This window comes from Psychrobacter sp. UBA2769 (assembly GCF_002352555.1).
Lineage (GTDB): Bacteria > Pseudomonadota > Gammaproteobacteria > Pseudomonadales > Moraxellaceae > Psychrobacter > Psychrobacter maritimus.
Map to the genome: position 1 here is coordinate 66,465 of NZ_DEIR01000006.1, position 17,896 is coordinate 84,360.

The 17,896-nt window shown below is 41.3% G+C and carries 15 protein-coding genes; 12 read left to right on the plus strand and 3 right to left on the minus strand.

Going from position 1 to position 17,896, the window contains the following annotated elements:
- The first annotated feature begins 29 nt into the window (after positions 1–29).
- The 9 genes from B3Q63_RS01750 (at position 30) to B3Q63_RS01790 (ending at position 9,220) form a co-directional block, all read left to right on the plus strand.
- Positions 30–521: a pilus assembly FimT family protein gene (locus B3Q63_RS01750; RefSeq protein WP_296173031.1), complete on the plus strand. Its 492-nt coding sequence runs from the start codon at positions 30–32 to the stop codon at positions 519–521.
- Complete coding sequence (gene pilV, locus B3Q63_RS01755; protein WP_296173034.1) at positions 518–1,105, plus strand: type IV pilus modification protein PilV; 588 nt, start codon at positions 518–520, stop codon at positions 1,103–1,105. Before B3Q63_RS01750 ends, pilV begins: the two co-directional genes overlap by 4 nt.
- Position 1,106: 1 nt before the next feature.
- The gene (locus B3Q63_RS01760) at positions 1,107–2,222 is read left to right on the plus strand and encodes a PilW family protein (RefSeq protein ID WP_296173037.1); all 1,116 of its coding nucleotides are present in this window, start codon (positions 1,107–1,109) and stop codon (positions 2,220–2,222) included.
- Positions 2,222–3,028, plus strand: coding sequence for a pilus assembly PilX family protein (locus B3Q63_RS01765; protein WP_296173039.1), 807 nt, complete (start codon positions 2,222–2,224; stop codon positions 3,026–3,028). Before B3Q63_RS01760 ends, B3Q63_RS01765 begins: the two co-directional genes overlap by 1 nt.
- A gap of 88 nt (positions 3,029–3,116) precedes the next feature.
- Positions 3,117–6,890, plus strand: a complete 3,774-nt coding sequence (locus B3Q63_RS01770) for a hypothetical protein (RefSeq protein WP_296173040.1) — start codon at positions 3,117–3,119, stop codon at positions 6,888–6,890.
- 1 nt (position 6,891) lies between these two features.
- Positions 6,892–7,398, plus strand: coding sequence for a type IV pilin protein (locus B3Q63_RS01775; protein WP_296173041.1), 507 nt, complete (start codon positions 6,892–6,894; stop codon positions 7,396–7,398).
- Positions 7,399–7,484: 86 nt separating this feature from the next.
- Positions 7,485–7,934 (plus strand): type IV pilin protein, encoded by a 450-nt coding sequence (locus B3Q63_RS01780; RefSeq protein ID WP_414706296.1) that lies wholly within the window; start codon positions 7,485–7,487, stop codon positions 7,932–7,934.
- Between the two features lie 298 nt (positions 7,935–8,232).
- Positions 8,233–8,703 carry a prepilin-type N-terminal cleavage/methylation domain-containing protein gene (locus tag B3Q63_RS01785; protein ID WP_296173044.1) on the plus strand — a complete coding sequence of 157 codons (471 nt, stop codon included), beginning with the start codon at positions 8,233–8,235 and terminating at the stop codon, positions 8,701–8,703.
- A gap of 226 nt (positions 8,704–8,929) precedes the next feature.
- Entirely contained in the window at positions 8,930–9,220 is a 291-nt protein-coding gene (locus B3Q63_RS01790; RefSeq protein WP_296173046.1) for a prepilin-type cleavage/methylation domain-containing protein, read from the plus strand.
- A gap of 110 nt (positions 9,221–9,330) precedes the next feature.
- Here B3Q63_RS01790 and fdxA read toward each other — a convergent pair whose 3' ends face one another.
- Both fdxA and mutS read right to left on the minus strand, forming a co-directional pair.
- Positions 9,331–9,654 (minus strand): ferredoxin FdxA, encoded by a 324-nt coding sequence (fdxA, locus tag B3Q63_RS01795; RefSeq protein WP_133103830.1) that lies wholly within the window; start codon positions 9,652–9,654, stop codon positions 9,331–9,333.
- Between the two features lie 92 nt (positions 9,655–9,746).
- Positions 9,747–12,851 (minus strand): DNA mismatch repair protein MutS, encoded by a 3,105-nt coding sequence (mutS, locus tag B3Q63_RS01800; protein WP_296173050.1) that lies wholly within the window; start codon positions 12,849–12,851, stop codon positions 9,747–9,749.
- Positions 12,852–13,114: 263 nt separating this feature from the next.
- Between mutS and tnpA the strand changes: the two genes are divergently transcribed.
- Positions 13,115–13,513 carry an IS200/IS605 family transposase gene (gene tnpA, locus B3Q63_RS01805; protein WP_201629848.1) on the plus strand — a complete coding sequence of 133 codons (399 nt, stop codon included), beginning with the start codon at positions 13,115–13,117 and terminating at the stop codon, positions 13,511–13,513.
- Complete coding sequence (gene tnpB / locus B3Q63_RS01810; RefSeq protein ID WP_296173057.1) at positions 13,510–14,661, plus strand: IS200/IS605 family element RNA-guided endonuclease TnpB; 1,152 nt, start codon at positions 13,510–13,512, stop codon at positions 14,659–14,661. The genes tnpA and tnpB overlap by 4 nt, the downstream gene beginning before the upstream one ends.
- 178 nt (positions 14,662–14,839) lie before the next feature.
- On the opposite strand, the gene B3Q63_RS01815 is transcribed toward tnpB, so the two are convergent.
- On the minus strand, positions 14,840–14,962 hold the full coding sequence (locus tag B3Q63_RS01815; RefSeq protein ID WP_265088600.1) for a hypothetical protein: 123 nt from the start codon (positions 14,960–14,962) through the stop codon (positions 14,840–14,842).
- 56 nt (positions 14,963–15,018) lie between these two features.
- Between B3Q63_RS01815 and secA the strand changes: the two genes are divergently transcribed.
- Positions 15,019–17,793: a preprotein translocase subunit SecA gene (secA, locus tag B3Q63_RS01820; RefSeq protein ID WP_296173062.1), complete on the plus strand. Its 2,775-nt coding sequence runs from the start codon at positions 15,019–15,021 to the stop codon at positions 17,791–17,793.
- Positions 17,794–17,896 lie beyond the last annotated feature (103 nt).

Consider the following 17,896-nt stretch of genomic DNA (forward strand, 5'->3'; position numbering starts at 1 on the left):
ATAGTGACAGCTATAGATAGGGATTTGATGTGAACGCATCTACAAATAAGGTAGCACAAAAATTACGAATGAGCAGCTCAGGATTTACCCTGATAGAGCTGATGGTAACGATTGCCGTGCTTGCTATTATTGTCGGTATCGCAGCCCCTAGTATCAGTACCCAGCTTGCCAATCAGCGCGTAAAGTCGACGACGGCTACATTGGCTAATGCGTTAAAAGAAGCGAAAGCTGAAAGCATTATTCGTCGACAGAACCTTACTTTAAGCTATAACAATACTAGTACACCTAAAATGATTACGATTACTGCTCCTGATGCAACCATTATTGCGAGTTATAGTTATAATGTTAAAAACACTATCAAGCCAGACACAGTCGTAACTATTGTCTTTGAGCCAAGTAAACGGGTTAACACGGCACGTACTTACACAATCTGTGATAGCAGTAATAATGCGACGCCGCGCCAGATTGAGGTTAATCGAGTCGCTAATATCATTAGTAAATTGGGAGGAACATGTCAATGAATAATCCAAACTCTCAAAGTGGTGTGGGATTAGTTGAGGTTATGGTCGCGTTACTGTTATTAATGGTAGCAGTATTAGGCTATAGTGCCTTACAAGGTCAGGCTATCAAAGTAACTAACGAGTCGCTTGAGCGTTCTCAATCATTAGTAATGATGCGCACAATAGCGGAAAAAATTCGTGCCAATCCTTCTGCTATTGTTACGTATGAAACCGCTCTTAATTCATCTACCTCTCCTACTGCCCCTGCTAGTTTGTGTGGTTTAGATGGAACTGCTGTTACTGCTTTATGTGAGCCAGAAGAGCTTGCCACGGCTGAGAGCTATAAAGTTAGAACTGAATTGCAGAATTATGACTTTCAGATACAGATGCATCCTTGTCCTAATACTGGCGGTACAGGAGCTGATGCAGCAACTAACATTATGTATTCATATTGCTTAATATCCGCATGGGGTAATACTACGCCCACTATTGGTACGAATAAGGACACAGATTGCTTGACTAAACGGGTGATTAAGGATGGAGCATTAGAAGAAGCGGGCGGTAGCTACCACCCTAAAGCCACTTGTATGATGATGGAAATCTGACATGCATTCAAAAAATCATAGACTCGAAGCGTTTCATATAAATTGCCTAATAGCACAACCAAGGCGGTTTTCTATATCTGAAAAAGATAAAGGTTTTACTCTGATTGAGCTTATGATTGCGTTAGTACTAGGGTTACTTATCTCTGCTGCGGCATTACAAATTTTTTATACTAGTTCAGTCAATAGTCGTCGTCAAGAAGCAAGCTCGCAAATACAAGATAATGCTATCTTTGGTTTTTCACAGATGCAAAAAAACTTAAGACGTACTAATTATGGTGCCAAATCCACAAGCGCTCATGATGAATACTTTATGAACCATTTGACCCCACAAGGTGGCGTTGTATTGACAGCGCCAGTTGAAGCCTCAGGTAAATGGTTAGAGGGTAATTTATCCGGTTTGGTTTTAGGTGGCGCAGCTATTTCAAGCGATTGGTTATCGAACAATGCCTCTATAAAAAGTGTAAGCAATTTAAATGGTATCGCAAATAGTGATCAACTGACTATACAATATCAGTCTGGTCAAGAGGAATCATATGATTGTGAGGGTGATCAAATACCAAAAGATTTCTATGTCATTGAACGCTATTTCGTTCGTATGGATAGCACCTCTAACCCAGCTACACCGGGATTAGCGTGTGCATCAGCGATATATGATTACAATGAGTCTGCTGCCGGCAGTGCCAGTGGTATTGATATAAAGCAGTATACTGTTCCCGCTAAGACCACACCACCTACTGCGCCTGCTACTGTAAAAGCTAATAACCTATTGGATGTAGGCACAATTATTATTCCTAACGTCGATTATTTTAGAGTGATGCTCGGAGTATCAAATAGTACTGGGTTTGCAACTTATCCGGATAGAACTCGTATTGCCTATATGCCCATACCTGTTAGTCGTACTCTTGCAGCAGATCAGCGTATCGTCAGTTTACAAATTGGTATATTGGCACGATCAGACAACCCAACGGCAACTCCACAAACGAATAGCAACTTATCTTTTACAGTGCTTGATAAAGCAAACGTTAAACTTAACACAGCAGCTATTGCGGGACCTACCTATTTACGCAATGTCTATGAGACCACCGTCCTATTACGTAATGCTAGGGGAGGCTTATAATGAAACAGCCGTCAGACAATCGTTCTAACTTACCTATTGTTAATAATCAATCAGGGGCGGTTTTAATCGTTGTCCTTTTTACTTTAATTCTGATTATGGTTGTGGGAGCGATAGCTATTAAACAAAGTACCACAGACTTAAAAGTTGCCACTGCAGATCAAGTTAATAAACTGCTTTTTCAAGCAAATGACGCCGCCTTAATGAAAGTAGAAAAAGAAGATCGTATTTTAAGTGATCGTAGAGAAAGTGTGGATACATTAAAAGGCTATATGTCGAGCTCACAGCGCGAAGGCCATGAGGTTAGCTTTTGCGTGAGACCACGCAGCAGCAAGCTTTTTAGTATACTTGAAATCAGCGAACTTAATAAAAGTAATGAGCTATTAACCAGTAGAAACAATGGCTATTGTAACCCTCAAGCTAGTGATGATTATGTCAGCGAAGGCCGAGTCATAACGCAAATGACCTTCGTTAGGCCTGTTACTGTAGATGATGAAGGAGTCTTTTATAAGGAAGTAGAAGGAACTTTATCAAACGACTTTGAAAAACCAGAAACCGGTGGTAACGTCACAATTGAATGTACAAGCTTCATAGGTTATGTAACATCAGTCATACCCGCATTATCTCAGGCCCCTTTAGGCAATTCATCAAACACAGGTACTACCACTATAGCAGGGTGTCTTAAGCAGCCACGTAGAGGTGCTAATAATGTTGATAAATGTTTGACAGACTTAGGCGTGCCATTCCAAACACAGCAACAGACGTATCTTAATCAGCCGGTCGGTGTTGAATGTATCTCTGGCAGCTAGAAAAAAGTATATCTCAAATGATTGGCCATCACAGACTGGATAAAGAATGTGATTTTTCTAAAAAATCAAAATTATATGGGTGGTTATTATGAAAATCTTAAATAGCAAAACAAAAAACGCACCCCATCCTTCTGCCAAAGGCTGGTCTTTAAAAGTATTATCGACGGTTATTTTAGGTTGTATGGTAAGCAGTGCAGGACATACTTCTGATTTAGAGATCTATCAAGGAGCAACCTATGGTAATGCTTCTATAATGATGATGCTTGATAACTCAGGTAGTATGAATTACAACAGTATTAGCGAGGACTATTCTAATATATCCTCTAGAGATAGCACTTCTTCTGATACTGAAAAAGAGTATATTTATAATGATAATGGCCTGAAGACAGATACATTTTATGAATATGAAGTCACTTATGTAAAAAAGGGTGGGACGAAATACTACGACCGTATGTCACGTTTAAAAATGGCTCTAATTCCACTGTTTGCTCATCCGAAAAGTACGGCTGCATTTGGTAAAGATGTTGATTTAGAGAAATATAGAATTGGTCTGGGAAATTTCCGTTATAAACAAGGTGGTTGGTTTTCTAATGAAGAAAATGGGGGCAAAATTGTATCGCCAATATTGGATCTAACTTTTGAAAATAGAAAGCTTCTCATAAAAGAAATTATCAAGATGAAGCCAGAGACTAACACGCCTATTGCTAATGCGTATACTGAAGCTGGTGCCTATATGCTTGGTAATAAAACTTCTCGTTCGACAAGTTCAGATAGTGGTTTTTCAGAATCAGCAGACACTACTAAAATTAGGGACAATAGTAAATACAAATCCCCTATCGGTGCTGTACAAAGTCAGTGTGATGGCTACGGTGTCTATTTTTTAACGGATGGTGTACCTAATAAAGCAACAAGCTCTACTAAAAACTTAATGAATGAGAGTCTATTGGGCGGTTCGTCACTAATAAATAGTTGCAGTAGTGGTAGTGGTTGGGACTGTATATTTGAGTATTCTAAGGCATTATATTCTAAAAATAATACTAAGAATACTCTTGTTGCTACAGCAACAGTAGGCTTTGGTAAAGACTTTAAAGAACTCGAGGCACAACCTAAGATTACAAAACCCTTTACTAGACCTAGCGGTGCTATTGAAAACGTGGAGGTATATGACTGTGAAAATAGTAACATTACCAGTCAGCATGCAAAGAATTTATGTAAGCTAGGTGAAAAAGGCGAAGGCTATGGTTCAGGAGGGTTTTATTATACTGAAACTTCACAGCAGATAGCTAAGAGCATTAAAAAATTTATTGAGGATGTGAGCAAGGCTGAAATTGATCCGATATCAGCTGGTACGATGTCAGTACCTTTAGATAGCTTAGGTGGATTGAAATCGCGTCAATTTGCTTATCTGCCGATATTAGAGCCTATACCTAAATCTCCGCTATTATGGAATGGCAACCTTAAAAAATACAAAGTAAAAAATGTGACGTTAGTAGGCGCTGATGATAAATTCGTGTTTGCTGATAATACAGGATTATTTGCAAAAGATACTCATGATCTTTGGAATACTTTCGATGGTACTCGTCCAGATAACCAACGACCTGACAGAGGTCAACCGCAAGTTGGCGGCGCATATCAAAAAATATTTGAAAACGCTGATGCACCTATCATTGGTGATAGGAACTTATTTGTCGATAATGGTAGCAATTTAACCAATTTAAAAGTAGTAGATAAAAAACCTATAAACTTTAATGCTTTGACGACTGCAAACGGATATGACAATCCTAAAAAAATAACCCTACTCAGCTTTATGGGCTATAGCGAACCAACAAGTACGACGGTAACAGATGGTAGAGCGTTAACGTCTACTCAAGATAAATGGTTGAAAAATATCGGTGGTGTTTTACATTCTATACCGCAGCTCATTACGCAAAAAGTCGAAGTAAAAGCCTCGGGAGAATTTGATAACAGTAGCCGAAAAGATTACGTTATCTATGGCTCTATGGATGGGGCGCTACATATGCTCGATGATAGCACTGGTAAAGAGACCTTTACCTTTATTCCCAAGCAGATTCTAGATTTACAACCAGATGCGATAATAGGGACTGGCACTGCTAAAGATGGTAGCTATCCTTACGGTGTAGATGCGCCATGGTTGACTTACGTCTCATATACCAGCAAATCCAAAACAACTGGCACCGGGGCAGCGGCAAAGACCACTAATACTTACGAATCCGATCAAAGCTTTGCTTTAGGTGGTCTACGTATGGGTGGTTCGATGTATTATGCTTTAGATGTCTCAGATGTCACTGCGCCTCAAATTATCTATGGTGTCGGTTCTAACTATGCTAATAGATTGAAAGGCGATACTGTTGCATTAGGTGGTACTATAAATAATGCTACAAGTACCGCAACGACAGGAAGTAACGAGCAAAAAGCCTTTGCAAAAATGGGGCAATCATGGGGTAAGCCAACGCTTGGTTATGTCAAGAGTGGTGGTAAAAAGGTCATGGTCAGCTTTTTACCGGGGGGTTACGATACCTGTTACGAAGATTCTAAGTTTAAGTTAAATACCAGTTATCCTACGGATGTACAATGTAATAATAAACCAGCAGCTCAAGGTAGCGCTGTATATATGGTACAAATGGGAGAAGTCGAAACCAAATCTAATAAAGAAGAGACGGTAAATACTGCTAAAAACAATGGTAAATTACTCTGGTGGGCTAATAATGAAGGTAGCTCAAAAGATAGCACTACACGTAGTAGCTCATTACAGTATTCTAGAGCAGCTGATTTAAAACATAGTGTGGTTACTCAAATCAGAGCGCTAGATCGTAACTATGATGGTTTTATTGATCATATATATTTTGCCGACTTAGGCGGTCAGGTATGGCGTGTGGATATTAACAATAATAAAGACACGGACAACTTCAAAGTAGATCGCGTTGTCAAAGTATTAGATGTTAGTGATCAGGTCGGTACTGGTGATGCACCACCGCGTTTTTATGAGCGTCCACTGATTACTTTTTATAATGGCAAGTTTGACTATAAAGATGCCAAAAATGTCGCAGGTAGCTCTTCTGGTGTTCAAGCAATGATTACAGTAGGTACTGGAGATCGTAGCAATCCTGTGACTGCATCGAGAAGCAAAGCTGATGCGCTTTATACAGTTGTAGATAAAGATGTGACGCGTAGTGACTTATTTAACTACGGAACGGGAATTGTTCCTGAGATAGTTTTACGTACACCAGTCATTAAAGTTCCTGGGGCGAATGACGATAGTAACAAACTCCAAGCGTTAACATTTTCTGCTACAGATATAGGTTCGAACGGTATTAAGAAGAGAATGCAAAGTAACGTTATTCAAGGTTGGTATATGCCATTTACTCATTGGTTAGGAGTAGAAGAAAAGGTAGATGGCAAGTACAAACTCAAAATGTTTAACGAGCCTGATGCTATTGCCAGTGTTTTGATATCTTCCTCATTTAACCCTGATAAAGGGCAAGAGATTAAAGCCTGTAGTGCAGGTGTCAGAGGATCAACCCAGCGCGAGCGAACGTGTTTGCCATACGGCGCTTGTCTCGATGCTACAGGTAATGATGTAACGACATTACGCTCAACCTTTAATGCAGGATCGGGCATTGTAGATAATATAATCAGTCAATTTAACGATACTTCTGTTTTTACCAGTCTAGTAAACCGCTGTGAAGGCGATGACTGTAAGCCTAAGTTAATCTGTCCTGATGGTAACTGTGGTAATGACAAGCCTCCTGTGTTCGAAGAGTGTGTTGGTCCGAGCTGTGGCGTTGACGGCGGTATCAATGCGGACAAACGTGTCAATCCATTAAGCTGGTTGGAATATTGATATGACAACTAAAGCGAATAGTTATCCGACTCTGCACAATGGTTTTACCTTAATAGAGCTGATGATCGTTGTCGTAATTATCGCTATCTTAGCTGCCATTGCTATTCCAAGCTATCGTGCTTATGTGATTCGCAATGCCGAGGCAGATGCACAACGAAAAATGCTCATGCTATCCAATGAGCTTGAGCAATGGCGCGCTAAGGCGTTGACTTATAAAGGTTTTGCGCCAAAGACAGATGCTATTGCTCCTACAACAGGCGCAATTAATTTACCTGCCAATAATCCACGCTATATTATTAGACTCGGTCATGTGGCTGGCAGTCCTCGCGTATTCAGTCCTCTAAATGAAGGTAGCGCGCGTGCGATGGGTTGGGTCATGATGGCGACACCCGTCGATATCACAGGAGCCGAAAGCTTTATGATGGACAGTCAAGGCATGCGCTGTGCAAATAATGTCAGCTTTGATATCACTGATCCCAATTGCGGAGCAGGAGAAACAACTTGGTGACACTATCGTTTAAACAACGTCCTGAAAAGCAGAGTTATCCATCACGCTTATATCCAAAACAATTAGGGTTTACCTTAATAGAGCTGATGATTGTGGTGGCCATCTTAGGTATATTAGCTGCTATTGCTTACCCCAGCTATCAAGGCTACGTCGAGCGAGCCAATCGTGCAGATATGATGAGCGAGATGCAACAAATTGCCAGTCGTATCGAGTCCAATAAATTAAACTATAAGCGCTATGACAGAATACCTTTAACTACTGTGTTAACAGGCAGAATAGCTGCGAATGGTAGTGTGAGTTTTCCCTCTGCTGGTACGGCACTATATAACGTGATAGTAGGTACAGGAACATGGGGAGAGGCAGACTGGACGACAAGTACTGGTACATTAGGAGGGGCTGACTGGATGATTAGAGCCACTCCAGTTGCAGGCCTGCGTATGGCGGGTGATGGTATCCTTACTTTAGACAGTCAAGGCGAAAAGTGCCGAATTGTAAACGCTATTGCAACATGCGGTATGGATAACGAGTGGCAATAAATGATGTATATTAATATTCATTGACAAAAAACGTCAGCTTAGCTTACTTTCTACTACTAAAGATGACATAAATTGACAGTAACTAGTAGGGTAAGCGTAATATTTAGCGTCGGTTAATACTTGACTGAAAGGCTTAAAAGCTTAACAAAGTGATAATAATTAAATAATCGGCTTAAACATATCCTATAAGTAATGATTTGGCACATTATGTGCAACATTTAAAACAAGAAAGAAATTCTATTTATAACTGACAGTGATACCATTAATCTACTGTCATATTATCCTAAAGGACAAGTCTATGAACGCTCAAAAAGGTTTTACCTTAATCGAACTAATGATTGTTGTTGCTATTATCGGTATTCTGGCAGCGGTCGCTGTTCCTCAATATCGTGAATACGTTTCAACTACGTATGGTGCAGCTGCTCAAACTGGTGTAAATAATTTTATGCCGAAAGTACAAGCTTGTGTACAAACAGGTATTGGCTGCGATACGTTAAAATCTGAATTAAATGCAGCGAATTCGGCGGGTAATACTAAAGTTGGTGCGGCTGCTACTGGCGCGGCCTTAGCAGAACAAACAGCCTTTACTATCAAAGCAGTCAATCCAGGTTGTATAATAACTGGAGCTCTTGATGCTAACGGCGCTTTAACATGGAAGTTTAAAGAAAATACAGCAGCTACTAAAGAACAGTGTGCTAAAGGCGCTAAGTTAGACGTGACAGCTGATTATGGTTCAACTTTAGATGCAACAGTAAATGCTATTTCTTAAATAAAAGCAGAATTATTTTTAGTTTTACCTATCCCTAGGATTATAATCAATAAAAAACCAAACAGCATGTTTGGTTTTTTATTGATTTGTAAGCTCTTAAATTTGTTAGATTGTACAAATACTGCATAATCAATGTTATTGCTATTACATAGAATGAAATAAGAAAAAATATTCGCAAGCAGGCTTTACACTTATTGAAATATTAATAGCTATTATTGGCATTTTAGTGGTAGTAGCTGTCCCTAATTATCAAGTATATAATAAAAAAGCTAAACAAGGTGCTTGTTTACAAAAAGCGAAAAACTATAGTAACAAGGTGTTTTATATACTTAATGACGAAAGTGATAATAGTGTAGTGCCTATAGCTCCAGTTATAACCGCTTGTCATTCTATTACTGATGCCACAGGTTGGACATTAAATACTCAACAAAAAATTGTTGCTATTGCAAAAGCTCCTTCTAATGCTCGTATAGAATGCGATATTCCTAACGGTACGCCTTGTGTAATATTGCCTTGATTTATATTTTATTCAACTACATAAAAAACCACCTAACAGCCCTTTTAAATTGATAGCCATTAGGTGGTTTTTTAATTATCTCGATACATTGAGTAGTTTTTAAGTCTTAGCTACTTCTCCAAATACTGAATCTTACCTTCTACACCATCCCACTTTTCAGCTTCTGGCAACTGTCCTTTCATCTCGGTGATGTTTGGCCACTTCTGTGCCAGTTCTTCATTTAGCTGCGTAAATATCTCTTGCCCTTTTGGCACTTCATCTTCTGAGAAGATGGCATTGGCGGGACACTCAGGCTCGCATAGCGCGCAGTCGATGCACTCATCAGGGTCGATGACAAGGAAGTTCGGTCCTTCATAAAAGCAGTCTACAGGACAGACTTCCACACAGTCGGTGTATTTGCAAAGAATGCAGTTCTCTGTAACGACAAAGGTCATAGTACTGTCTACCTGTTATTGGATTGGGCGAAATAGAATAGATTAAAAATAAGGCACATTTTAGCGCTTTTACCACTAATTGACAATTCCCTTTAATGACTAATGATTTCCTTTAGATGATAAAGTAAGTCATGCGCCTGCTTTGGCGTTAGGTTATCAGGATTAATCGCACTTAGCTCATCTTGCAGGCTAAATAATTGATTTTGTTGTGGATTATTAATCATTATTTGCGTTTGAGTATTCCCACTAACACTTGCTTTTTTTACCTTATTGTCATGATTTTGCTGCTGTTTATCGTTTAACGACTTAGCTAATTCATTTTTATCATCAGTGGTTTTCGTATTCTCATGTTTTAAATTGTCTATTAAATAACGCTGAGCATCATTTAATACCTGAGTAGGAATCCCCGCCATTTTTGCTACATGCAGTCCAAAGCTGGAGCTAGCGGCACCTTCACGTATTTGATGGAGTAATAATAATTGACCATCAACTTCACTAGCGGCGACATGGACGTTGCGAATATTGGCATTATTTCTTACATTGTTTTCTGTGTTATTCTCTGCCAATTTTGTCAACTCAAAGTAATGGGTGGCAAATAATGTCAGGCAGCCAAGCTCGACCAGTCGATTGACGCAAGCATGGGCGATTGCTAAACCATCAGTGGTTGCCGTTCCGCGTCCGACTTCATCCATAAGCACCAGCGATTTATTGGTCGCTTGATTGAGAATATTAGCCGTTTCAATCATTTCTACCATAAAAGTAGATTTACCACCTGCTAAGTCATCCGCTGAGCCAATACGAGTAAAGATGCGATCGATATCGCCAATATGAGCGCGCGCTGCTGGCACAAAGCTGCCACAATGGGCAAGTAAAACAATCAATGCTGTTTGGCGCATATAGGTCGATTTACCGCCCATATTAGGACCGGTAATCATTAACAGTCTTTCAGGATTGGTATGACTACCCAATGCACAATCATTGGCAACGAAATGGCTGCTATGTTTAGTAGTGCCGCTGTTATTAAAGTTATTGACCGTATTGCCGCCATTGATGGGATTTAATGCCGCTTCGACAACGACATGACGACCTTGTTTAATATTGATACTGGTTTGGCTGTTATTATTCAAACCATTTTTTGAATTATTACTTTCTAAGTCACTATCCTCTTTTGAGTCATTACTCATCACTGGTCGTTGCCAATTATAAATTATGGCAAGCTGCGCCCAATTACTAAGCACATCTATTTGCGCGATAGCCCCACTTAGCTGTTGCAGTTCGGCTAAATGACTGCCTAATAATGTCAATAGTTCATGATATAGCTGCTTTTCGCGAGTCAATGCTAGGCTTTGCGCACTGAGATATTCGGTTTCGACTTCTTTTAATTCATCAGTGATAAAACGCTCGCCACTTTTAAGCGTTTGCCGACGGATAAAATGCGCCGGTGCATTCTTTGCCTGCATTTTGGGCAATTCAAAATAAAAGCCGCTAACCTTATTAAAGCCTACTTTAAGACTGGGTAATTGACTCTCCTGACGCGCACGCTCTACCATTTCATCCAAAGTCACCTGGATATTGTCATGCAAATGGGTGAGGCGATCAAACTCTGCATCGTAGCCAGTAGCGAGCATACCACCATCACGGATATGAGCCGGTGGCTCTGCAATAATGGCACGCTCAATCAGCTCGGCGACGGACTGTACGGCAGGTAGCTGCGCAGGCAATTGCTGCATCAGCATGGGCAGCAATCCTGCCTGCTCATGGCTAATACCTGCATTTATCAGTAAAGTATTAAGCTGCGTGCTACTAGCAATACCATCAGCCAATTTACGCAAGTCACGCGGCTTGGCACTCATCAGCCCGATACGGCTACTGATACGTTCAATATCACCGATGGTATTTAAGGTTTCACGCAAACTGCTTACCAATGAATTATTTTCTAAGTTTTCATTAACCTGCTTATTTTCGCCAAAATTATTGTCTGTCTGCAAAAGGCTAGTGATTGCATCTAAACGCAAATTAATACGCGCATGCTGACGCAAGGGACGCTTCATTTGCTGCACAAGTAAGCGGCGACCCATTGGCGTTTGACAATGATTAAGCACCGATATTAATGATGTACCATTACTACTGACGGGGATAAACAGTTCAAGATTTTGCTGACTATTGGCATCAATGATTAAATAATCATCGCTATATTCAACGATAAGCTGGTTCACTTGTGGCACATGGCGCTGCTGGGTTTGCCGTGCATAATGAATAAGGGCGGCGCAGCTAGATTGGGCAAGTGGCGAGTCACTAATACCAAGTCCATCGAGACGTTGGACGTCAAACTGCTGGCAAAGGGTAGCGCTGGCATGCTCGCGGTGGAAGTCATTGGCGGCGACTTCGATGATAGGGCAGTCGAGGTTTTGCCGTAGCCACAGAAGCCAGTCTGTATCAGTACTGCCAATGTTATCACCAAGCGCTTCGCTAACGATACATTCGCTAGGGGCAAAGCGTGCCAACACGGTGAGCATCTGGGTTTGTAAGTTTTCGATGTCATCATGGCTGTTATTAGAGCTGGCATTGAGCGTTTGCGTCGTTAATGTTCCAGCAGCTAAATCCATTTGGCTAATAGCTGCTTGTAAAGGTTGTTTGCTATTCGATTTAGGAATTTCGATATCAATGGCAACGACAGTCGGGGTGTGGTTGGGCGCAATTAAGGCGTCATCAGTAATCGTACCAGCGGTCAGGGTTTTTACCACTTCACGGCGCATGATAGTGCCAGCTGCCGATTTACTTTTATCTTTCTTTTGCTTCTCGCCCATTGTCGGTGTCTTGGACGGGCTGCTAGTACCACTGGCTGACTCGTTAATTTGCTCACAAACAACCACTGTCTGCCCAGCCGCAATCAGCCGCGCCATATAGCTATCAGCAGCATGAAACGGCACACCTGCCATCGCAATGGTATTGCCGGCTTTATCGGTACCACGGCGAGTGAGCGTGATATCGAGTATCTGCGCCGCGCGCTTGGCATCATCAAAAAATAACTCATAAAAATCACCCATCCGGTACAGCAGCAGCGCTTGTGGATAGTTGGCTTTCATGGTTAGATATTGCACCATCATCGGCGTATGGTCTGCCAAGTGATAAACGGCATCGCCTATGACTAACGTTTCAGCTAAATCAGGATTTTGAGCGGACGGCTTAACGGTCATGCAGGGTCTCTTATGATGCTTAAATGGGTTTACGTGGGGCGAAATGCTGATTTTTATAAGAATAAATAACGGCTGAGGGTTAGTAAATTATCCTGTTAAAGGGAGTAGGTAAAAGCTTGAAAGATTAAGACTATAAGCGCTATTTTAACATTTTAGCGCAGAAGTCTCCCACCTCTTAGGTGGTGAGATGAATACGTATTTTATTGACTTTGATGTTTTACTTGCTTACGATCAGTGTAAATCAATTAAGTTTATGTATAGCAATGATATTAGACACTAATGCTCATTCAGTCTTTTTGCTAAACTACCATCTTATCATGGTAACTAAGTATCGCCGTGAGGTTTTTGATAATGAAATATCTAATGCCGCTAAAGCAATATTTGAACGAATCGGTATGAGCTATAAAATCGAGCTACTAGAATGGAATCATGACAAAGACCATGTTCATGTTTTATTCAAAGCCCATCCTAAAACCGAAATCAGTAAATTCATTAATGCGTATAAGTCAGCTAGCTCTCGCTTACTAAAAAAAGGTTACCCTAGAATTAAAGATAAGCTTTGGGAATCTAAGTTTTGGTCGCAATCGTTTTGCTTAATCACTACAGGCGGCGCGCCACTAGAAGTTATTAAGCAATATATTATCAATCAAGGAGAGTCATGACTAAGCAAATCCGTAAAGCCTACAGGGTAAGATTATACCCAAATGACGAGCAGCAGATATTCCTTGCTAAGTCGTTTGGTTGTACGCGCTTTATCTGGAATAAGATGCTTGCTGATAAAATAAGTCATTACCAAGAAACCAATACTGAGCTTAAAAATACACCTGCCCAATATAAAAAAGAGTTTGAGTGGCTAAAGGAAGTAGACAGCTTGGCACTAGCCAATGTCCAGCAAAACCTAATGGCTGCTTATAGTAAGTTCTTTAAAGGCGCGGGCTTTCCTAAATTTAAGAAAAAAGGTCAGCGTGATAGCTATATCACTAACAATCAAAAAGGTACAGTGGCGATCACAGATAGCACTGTTAAACTGCCTAAGATTGGTCATATCAGCGCTAAATTCCCTGACAAAATAAACGGCTTAATCAAGAGCGCTACGGTTAGTAAAAGCCCATCGGGTAAATACTATGTGACCCTCTTAGTCGAAACTATTGTCAGCGAGTTACCAAAAACAGGCTTAAGAATAGGTATTGATTTAGGATTGACAGACTTTATCGTCTTATCGGACGGGTGTAGCGTTGCTAATCCTAAGTTTTTATCAAGGCTGCAAGGTAAACTTACGCGAGAACAAAAGATTTTAGCCAGACGTAGAGAAGTTGCTCAAGCTCAGCAACGTAAGTTGTCAGACAGTCGCAACTATCAAAAACAAAAGGTTAAAGTCGCTAAAGTGTACGAGAAGATAACCAATAGCCGCAAAGATTTCCTACATAAGCTCTCATACAAAATCATCAAAAACCACGATGTTATTGCTATAGAGAATTTAAACGTCAAAGGTATGGTTAAGAATAAAAAGCTGTCTAAGGCCATCTCAGACAGCTCATGGTCACCCTTCACTACCATGCTTGCATACAAGGCAGAATGGTACGGTAAAACGCTTGTCAAGATAGACCGATGGTATCCATCCTCTAAAACTTGCTCAGGCTGTGGTCACTTACTGACTAAAGCTGAATTACCGTTGTCAGTGCGATCATGGGATTGCCCTAGTTGTTTGCAAAAAAATAATAGGGACATCAACGCCAGCATCAATATCTTAAATCAAGGATTGATGCTGGTTGAACAATCAAAAACCGTCGGTGCGGCGGGGTTAGCTTAGCCAATTTACCTAACCGCTGATACAAAATATCGTATCAAGTATGGGTATTACCTAAGAAACCCCTACCTCTTTAGGTAGTGGGTAGTTCATCACGTCCTACTAGGTTTTTACGTCGGCAAATATCTACTGATTGCCCTTGTATCCATCGACGTCATAACCATATATAATGACGTCACACTTAATTGGGCGATACTTCATTAGGCGATACTTCATTAGGCGACACGTCATTAGTCAGTACTTCATTAAGTGGTACGTTAGTCGGGTGATGACTATGATAGCTATGATGACAAGGCGGCAGCATATGAAGCCTTGGCTAATGCGCACTAATTATCGAATATTTCCATAGGTCAAAAAATTATGTTATCAAAGATTATAGGCAGTGTCGTTGGCACTAAAAATGACCGCGAATTAAAGCGCATGCGCAAAGTGGTCAGCAAAATCAACGCACATGAGGCTACGATACAAGCCCTGTCTGATGAGCAATTACAACAAAAAACCGAAGAGTTTAAAGCAAGACACCAAAAAGGTGAAAGCTTAGATGCATTATTACCAGAAGCGTTTGCGGTCTGCCGCGAGGCATCGCTACGTGTCAACGGCATGCGTCACTATGATGTGCAGCTAATCGGTGGTATCACCCTGCACGAAGGCAAAATTGCTGAGATGAAAACCGGTGAAGGTAAAACCCTAATGGGAACCTTGGCCATGTATCTCAACGCTATCAGTGGTAAAGGCGTCCATCTAGTGACGGTCAACGATTATTTGGCCGCACGTGATGCTGAGTTAAACCGTCCGCTATTTGGCTTTTTGGGTATGACGGTTGGGGTGATTTACTCACAGCAGCCGCCGCTAGAAAAAATTGACGCTTATCAAGCCGATATCACTTACGGTACCAACAATGAGTACGGCTTTGATTATCTACGCGATAACATGGTTTTTAGCTTAGCTGAGAAAAAACAGCGTCCGCTTAACTTCTGTATTATTGATGAAATTGACTCTATTTTAATCGATGAAGCGCGTACGCCATTGATTATCTCGGGTCAAGCCGAAGATTCATCACGTATGTACGCACTGATTAACACCATTATTCCGGTACTTATTCGTTCAAAAGACGAAGAAGCCAATAAGAATAACGAAGAAGAAGATTTCTGGATTGATGAGAAAAACCGTCAAATCGAGATTAGCGAAAAAGGCTATGAAAAAATTGAGCGCTTCTTAATTGAAGTGGGCGAGCTTGGTGAAAATGAAAGCTTATATAGCCCAAGCCGTTTGCCACTATTGGCGCACGTCCAAGCAGCGATTCGTGCCCATCATGTTTTCGTTAAAAACGTCCATTATATCGTCGATGATGGCGAAGTGGTTATCGTTGATGAAAACACTGGTCGTACTATGCCCGGTCGCCGTTGGTCAGAAGGTCTGCATCAAGCGGTAGAAGCCAAAGAAAATGTTGAAATTCAAGCAGAGAACCAAACGCTTGCAACCACGACATTCCAGAACTATTTCCGTCTCTATGACAAATTATCAGGTATGACGGGTACGGCTGATACCGAAGCGGCAGAATTTAAATCAACTTATGACTTAGATGTCATCGTGATTCCAACCCATGAGCCTATTGCGCGTATCGATATGGATGATCAGATTTTCTTAACCAAGTTAGGGAAATATAAAGGTATCATCCGCGAGATTAAAGAGATTCAAGCCAAAGGCGCCCCAGTATTGGTTGGTACGGCGACGATTGAAGCCAGTGAAGAGTTGTCCTACTTGCTTGACCAAGAAGGCGTCAAACATAACGTCCTAAACGCCAAGCAACATGAGCGTGAAGCAGAAATCATCGCGCAGGCTGGTAGTCCAAAGGCTGTAACGATTGCGACCAACATGGCTGGTCGTGGTACCGACATTATCCTTGGTGGTAACTGGCAGTCATTTATCGAAGATATTGATTCGGTTAGTCCAGAAGAGATGGCGCGCTTAAAAGCCCAATGGCAAGTTAAGCATGACCAAGTCGTTGCCGCTGGCGGTCTACATATTATCGGCTCTGAGCGTCATGAATCACGCCGTATTGATAACCAGCTGCGTGGTCGTGCCGGTCGTCAAGGTGACCCTGGGATGTCGCGCTTCTTCTTATCGCTTGAAGATGACTTGATGCGTATCTTTGCCGGTGATCGCGTTGTTAATATGATGCGCGCCATGGGTCTTAAAGAAGACGAAGCCATTGAACATAAAATGGTTTCTAAATCGATTGAAAACGCCCAAGGTAAAGTAGAAAGCCGCGATTTTGATGCCCGTAAAAACCTGTTGAAATACGATGACGTCGCCAATGAGCAGCGTAAAGTCATCTATAGTCAGCGTGATGATTTACTGGCAGAGCTAGATTTGTTAGAGGCCATCGAAGTCATGCATCACGAAGTCTATAATGCCATGATTAACCAGTTTATCCCGCCGGGCTCTATCGATGACCAGTGGAATATCGACGGTTTAGAGGACGAGCTTGAGGACGAATTCAAGATTGCCATGCCAATTAACGATTGGCTCGATGAAGATCGCCGCCTAGATGAAGAAGGCTTACGTGCCAAAATCATCCAAACGGCATTGGATCGTTATCATAGCCGCCGTGAGCAAATGGGCGAAAAAGATGCCGCCCAGCTTGAGCGTCATTTTATGCTGCAAAGCTTAGATAAGCATTGGAAAGAGCATTTAACGCAAATGGATCAGCTGCGTAAAGGTATTCATCTGCGCGGTTATGCACAAAAAAACCCTGAGCAAGAATATAAGCGTGAGTCGTTTGAGCTGTTTCAGATGATGCTTGGGGCAATTAAATCTGAGACGGTACAAGATTTATCACGCGTACATATCCCGACCAAAGAAGAGCTTGCAGCATTAGAAGCGCAGCAGCGTGAAAATGCGGCACAGATGCAAATGCAGTTTGAGCACAGCGATATTGACAATATGGACAGCGGAGCTGATAGAGCCGCTGCACAAAACCGTAATCTTGCTGGGGCGACCGCAGTAGGCGCTGTGGCGGGTAGTGGTGGTGCAAATGAGCCAGACCCATACGCTGGTATGAATATCAGCCGTAACGCCCCGTGTCCTTGTGGCTCAGGATTGAAGTATAAACAATGTCATGGTAAAATCTAAACATTGATAATCAACCATTGTTAAGTTATGATAAAAAGTCCCTATCTAAAATAGATAGGGACTTTTTTTATAGATATAGCCTTAGTACTTATATCGAATAATT

Excerpts from the sequence above, each read along its gene's own strand:
- pilV (WP_296173034.1), top strand. The coding sequence starts at position 518 with ATGAATAATCCAAACTCTCAAAGTGGTGTGGGATTAGTTGAGGTTATG.
- B3Q63_RS01760 (WP_296173037.1), top strand. The coding sequence starts at position 1,107 with ATGCATTCAAAAAATCATAGACTCGAAGCGTTTCATATAAATTGCCTA.
- B3Q63_RS01765 (WP_296173039.1), top strand. The coding sequence starts at position 2,222 with ATGAAACAGCCGTCAGACAATCGTTCTAACTTACCTATTGTTAATAAT.
- B3Q63_RS01770 (WP_296173040.1), top strand. The coding sequence starts at position 3,117 with ATGAAAATCTTAAATAGCAAAACAAAAAACGCACCCCATCCTTCTGCC.
- B3Q63_RS01775 (WP_296173041.1), top strand. The coding sequence starts at position 6,892 with ATGACAACTAAAGCGAATAGTTATCCGACTCTGCACAATGGTTTTACC.
- B3Q63_RS01780 (WP_414706296.1), top strand. The coding sequence starts at position 7,485 with ATGATTGTGGTGGCCATCTTAGGTATATTAGCTGCTATTGCTTACCCC.
- B3Q63_RS01785 (WP_296173044.1), top strand. The coding sequence starts at position 8,233 with ATGAACGCTCAAAAAGGTTTTACCTTAATCGAACTAATGATTGTTGTT.
- fdxA (WP_133103830.1), bottom strand. The coding sequence starts at position 9,654 with ATGACCTTTGTCGTTACAGAGAACTGCATTCTTTGCAAATACACCGAC.
- mutS (WP_296173050.1), bottom strand. The coding sequence starts at position 12,851 with ATGACCGTTAAGCCGTCCGCTCAAAATCCTGATTTAGCTGAAACGTTA.
- tnpA (WP_201629848.1), top strand. The coding sequence starts at position 13,115 with ATGATATTAGACACTAATGCTCATTCAGTCTTTTTGCTAAACTACCAT.
- tnpB (WP_296173057.1), top strand. The coding sequence starts at position 13,510 with ATGACTAAGCAAATCCGTAAAGCCTACAGGGTAAGATTATACCCAAAT.
- B3Q63_RS01815 (WP_265088600.1), bottom strand. The coding sequence starts at position 14,962 with ATGCTGCCGCCTTGTCATCATAGCTATCATAGTCATCACCCGACTAAC.
- secA (WP_296173062.1), top strand. The coding sequence starts at position 15,019 with ATGTTATCAAAGATTATAGGCAGTGTCGTTGGCACTAAAAATGACCGC.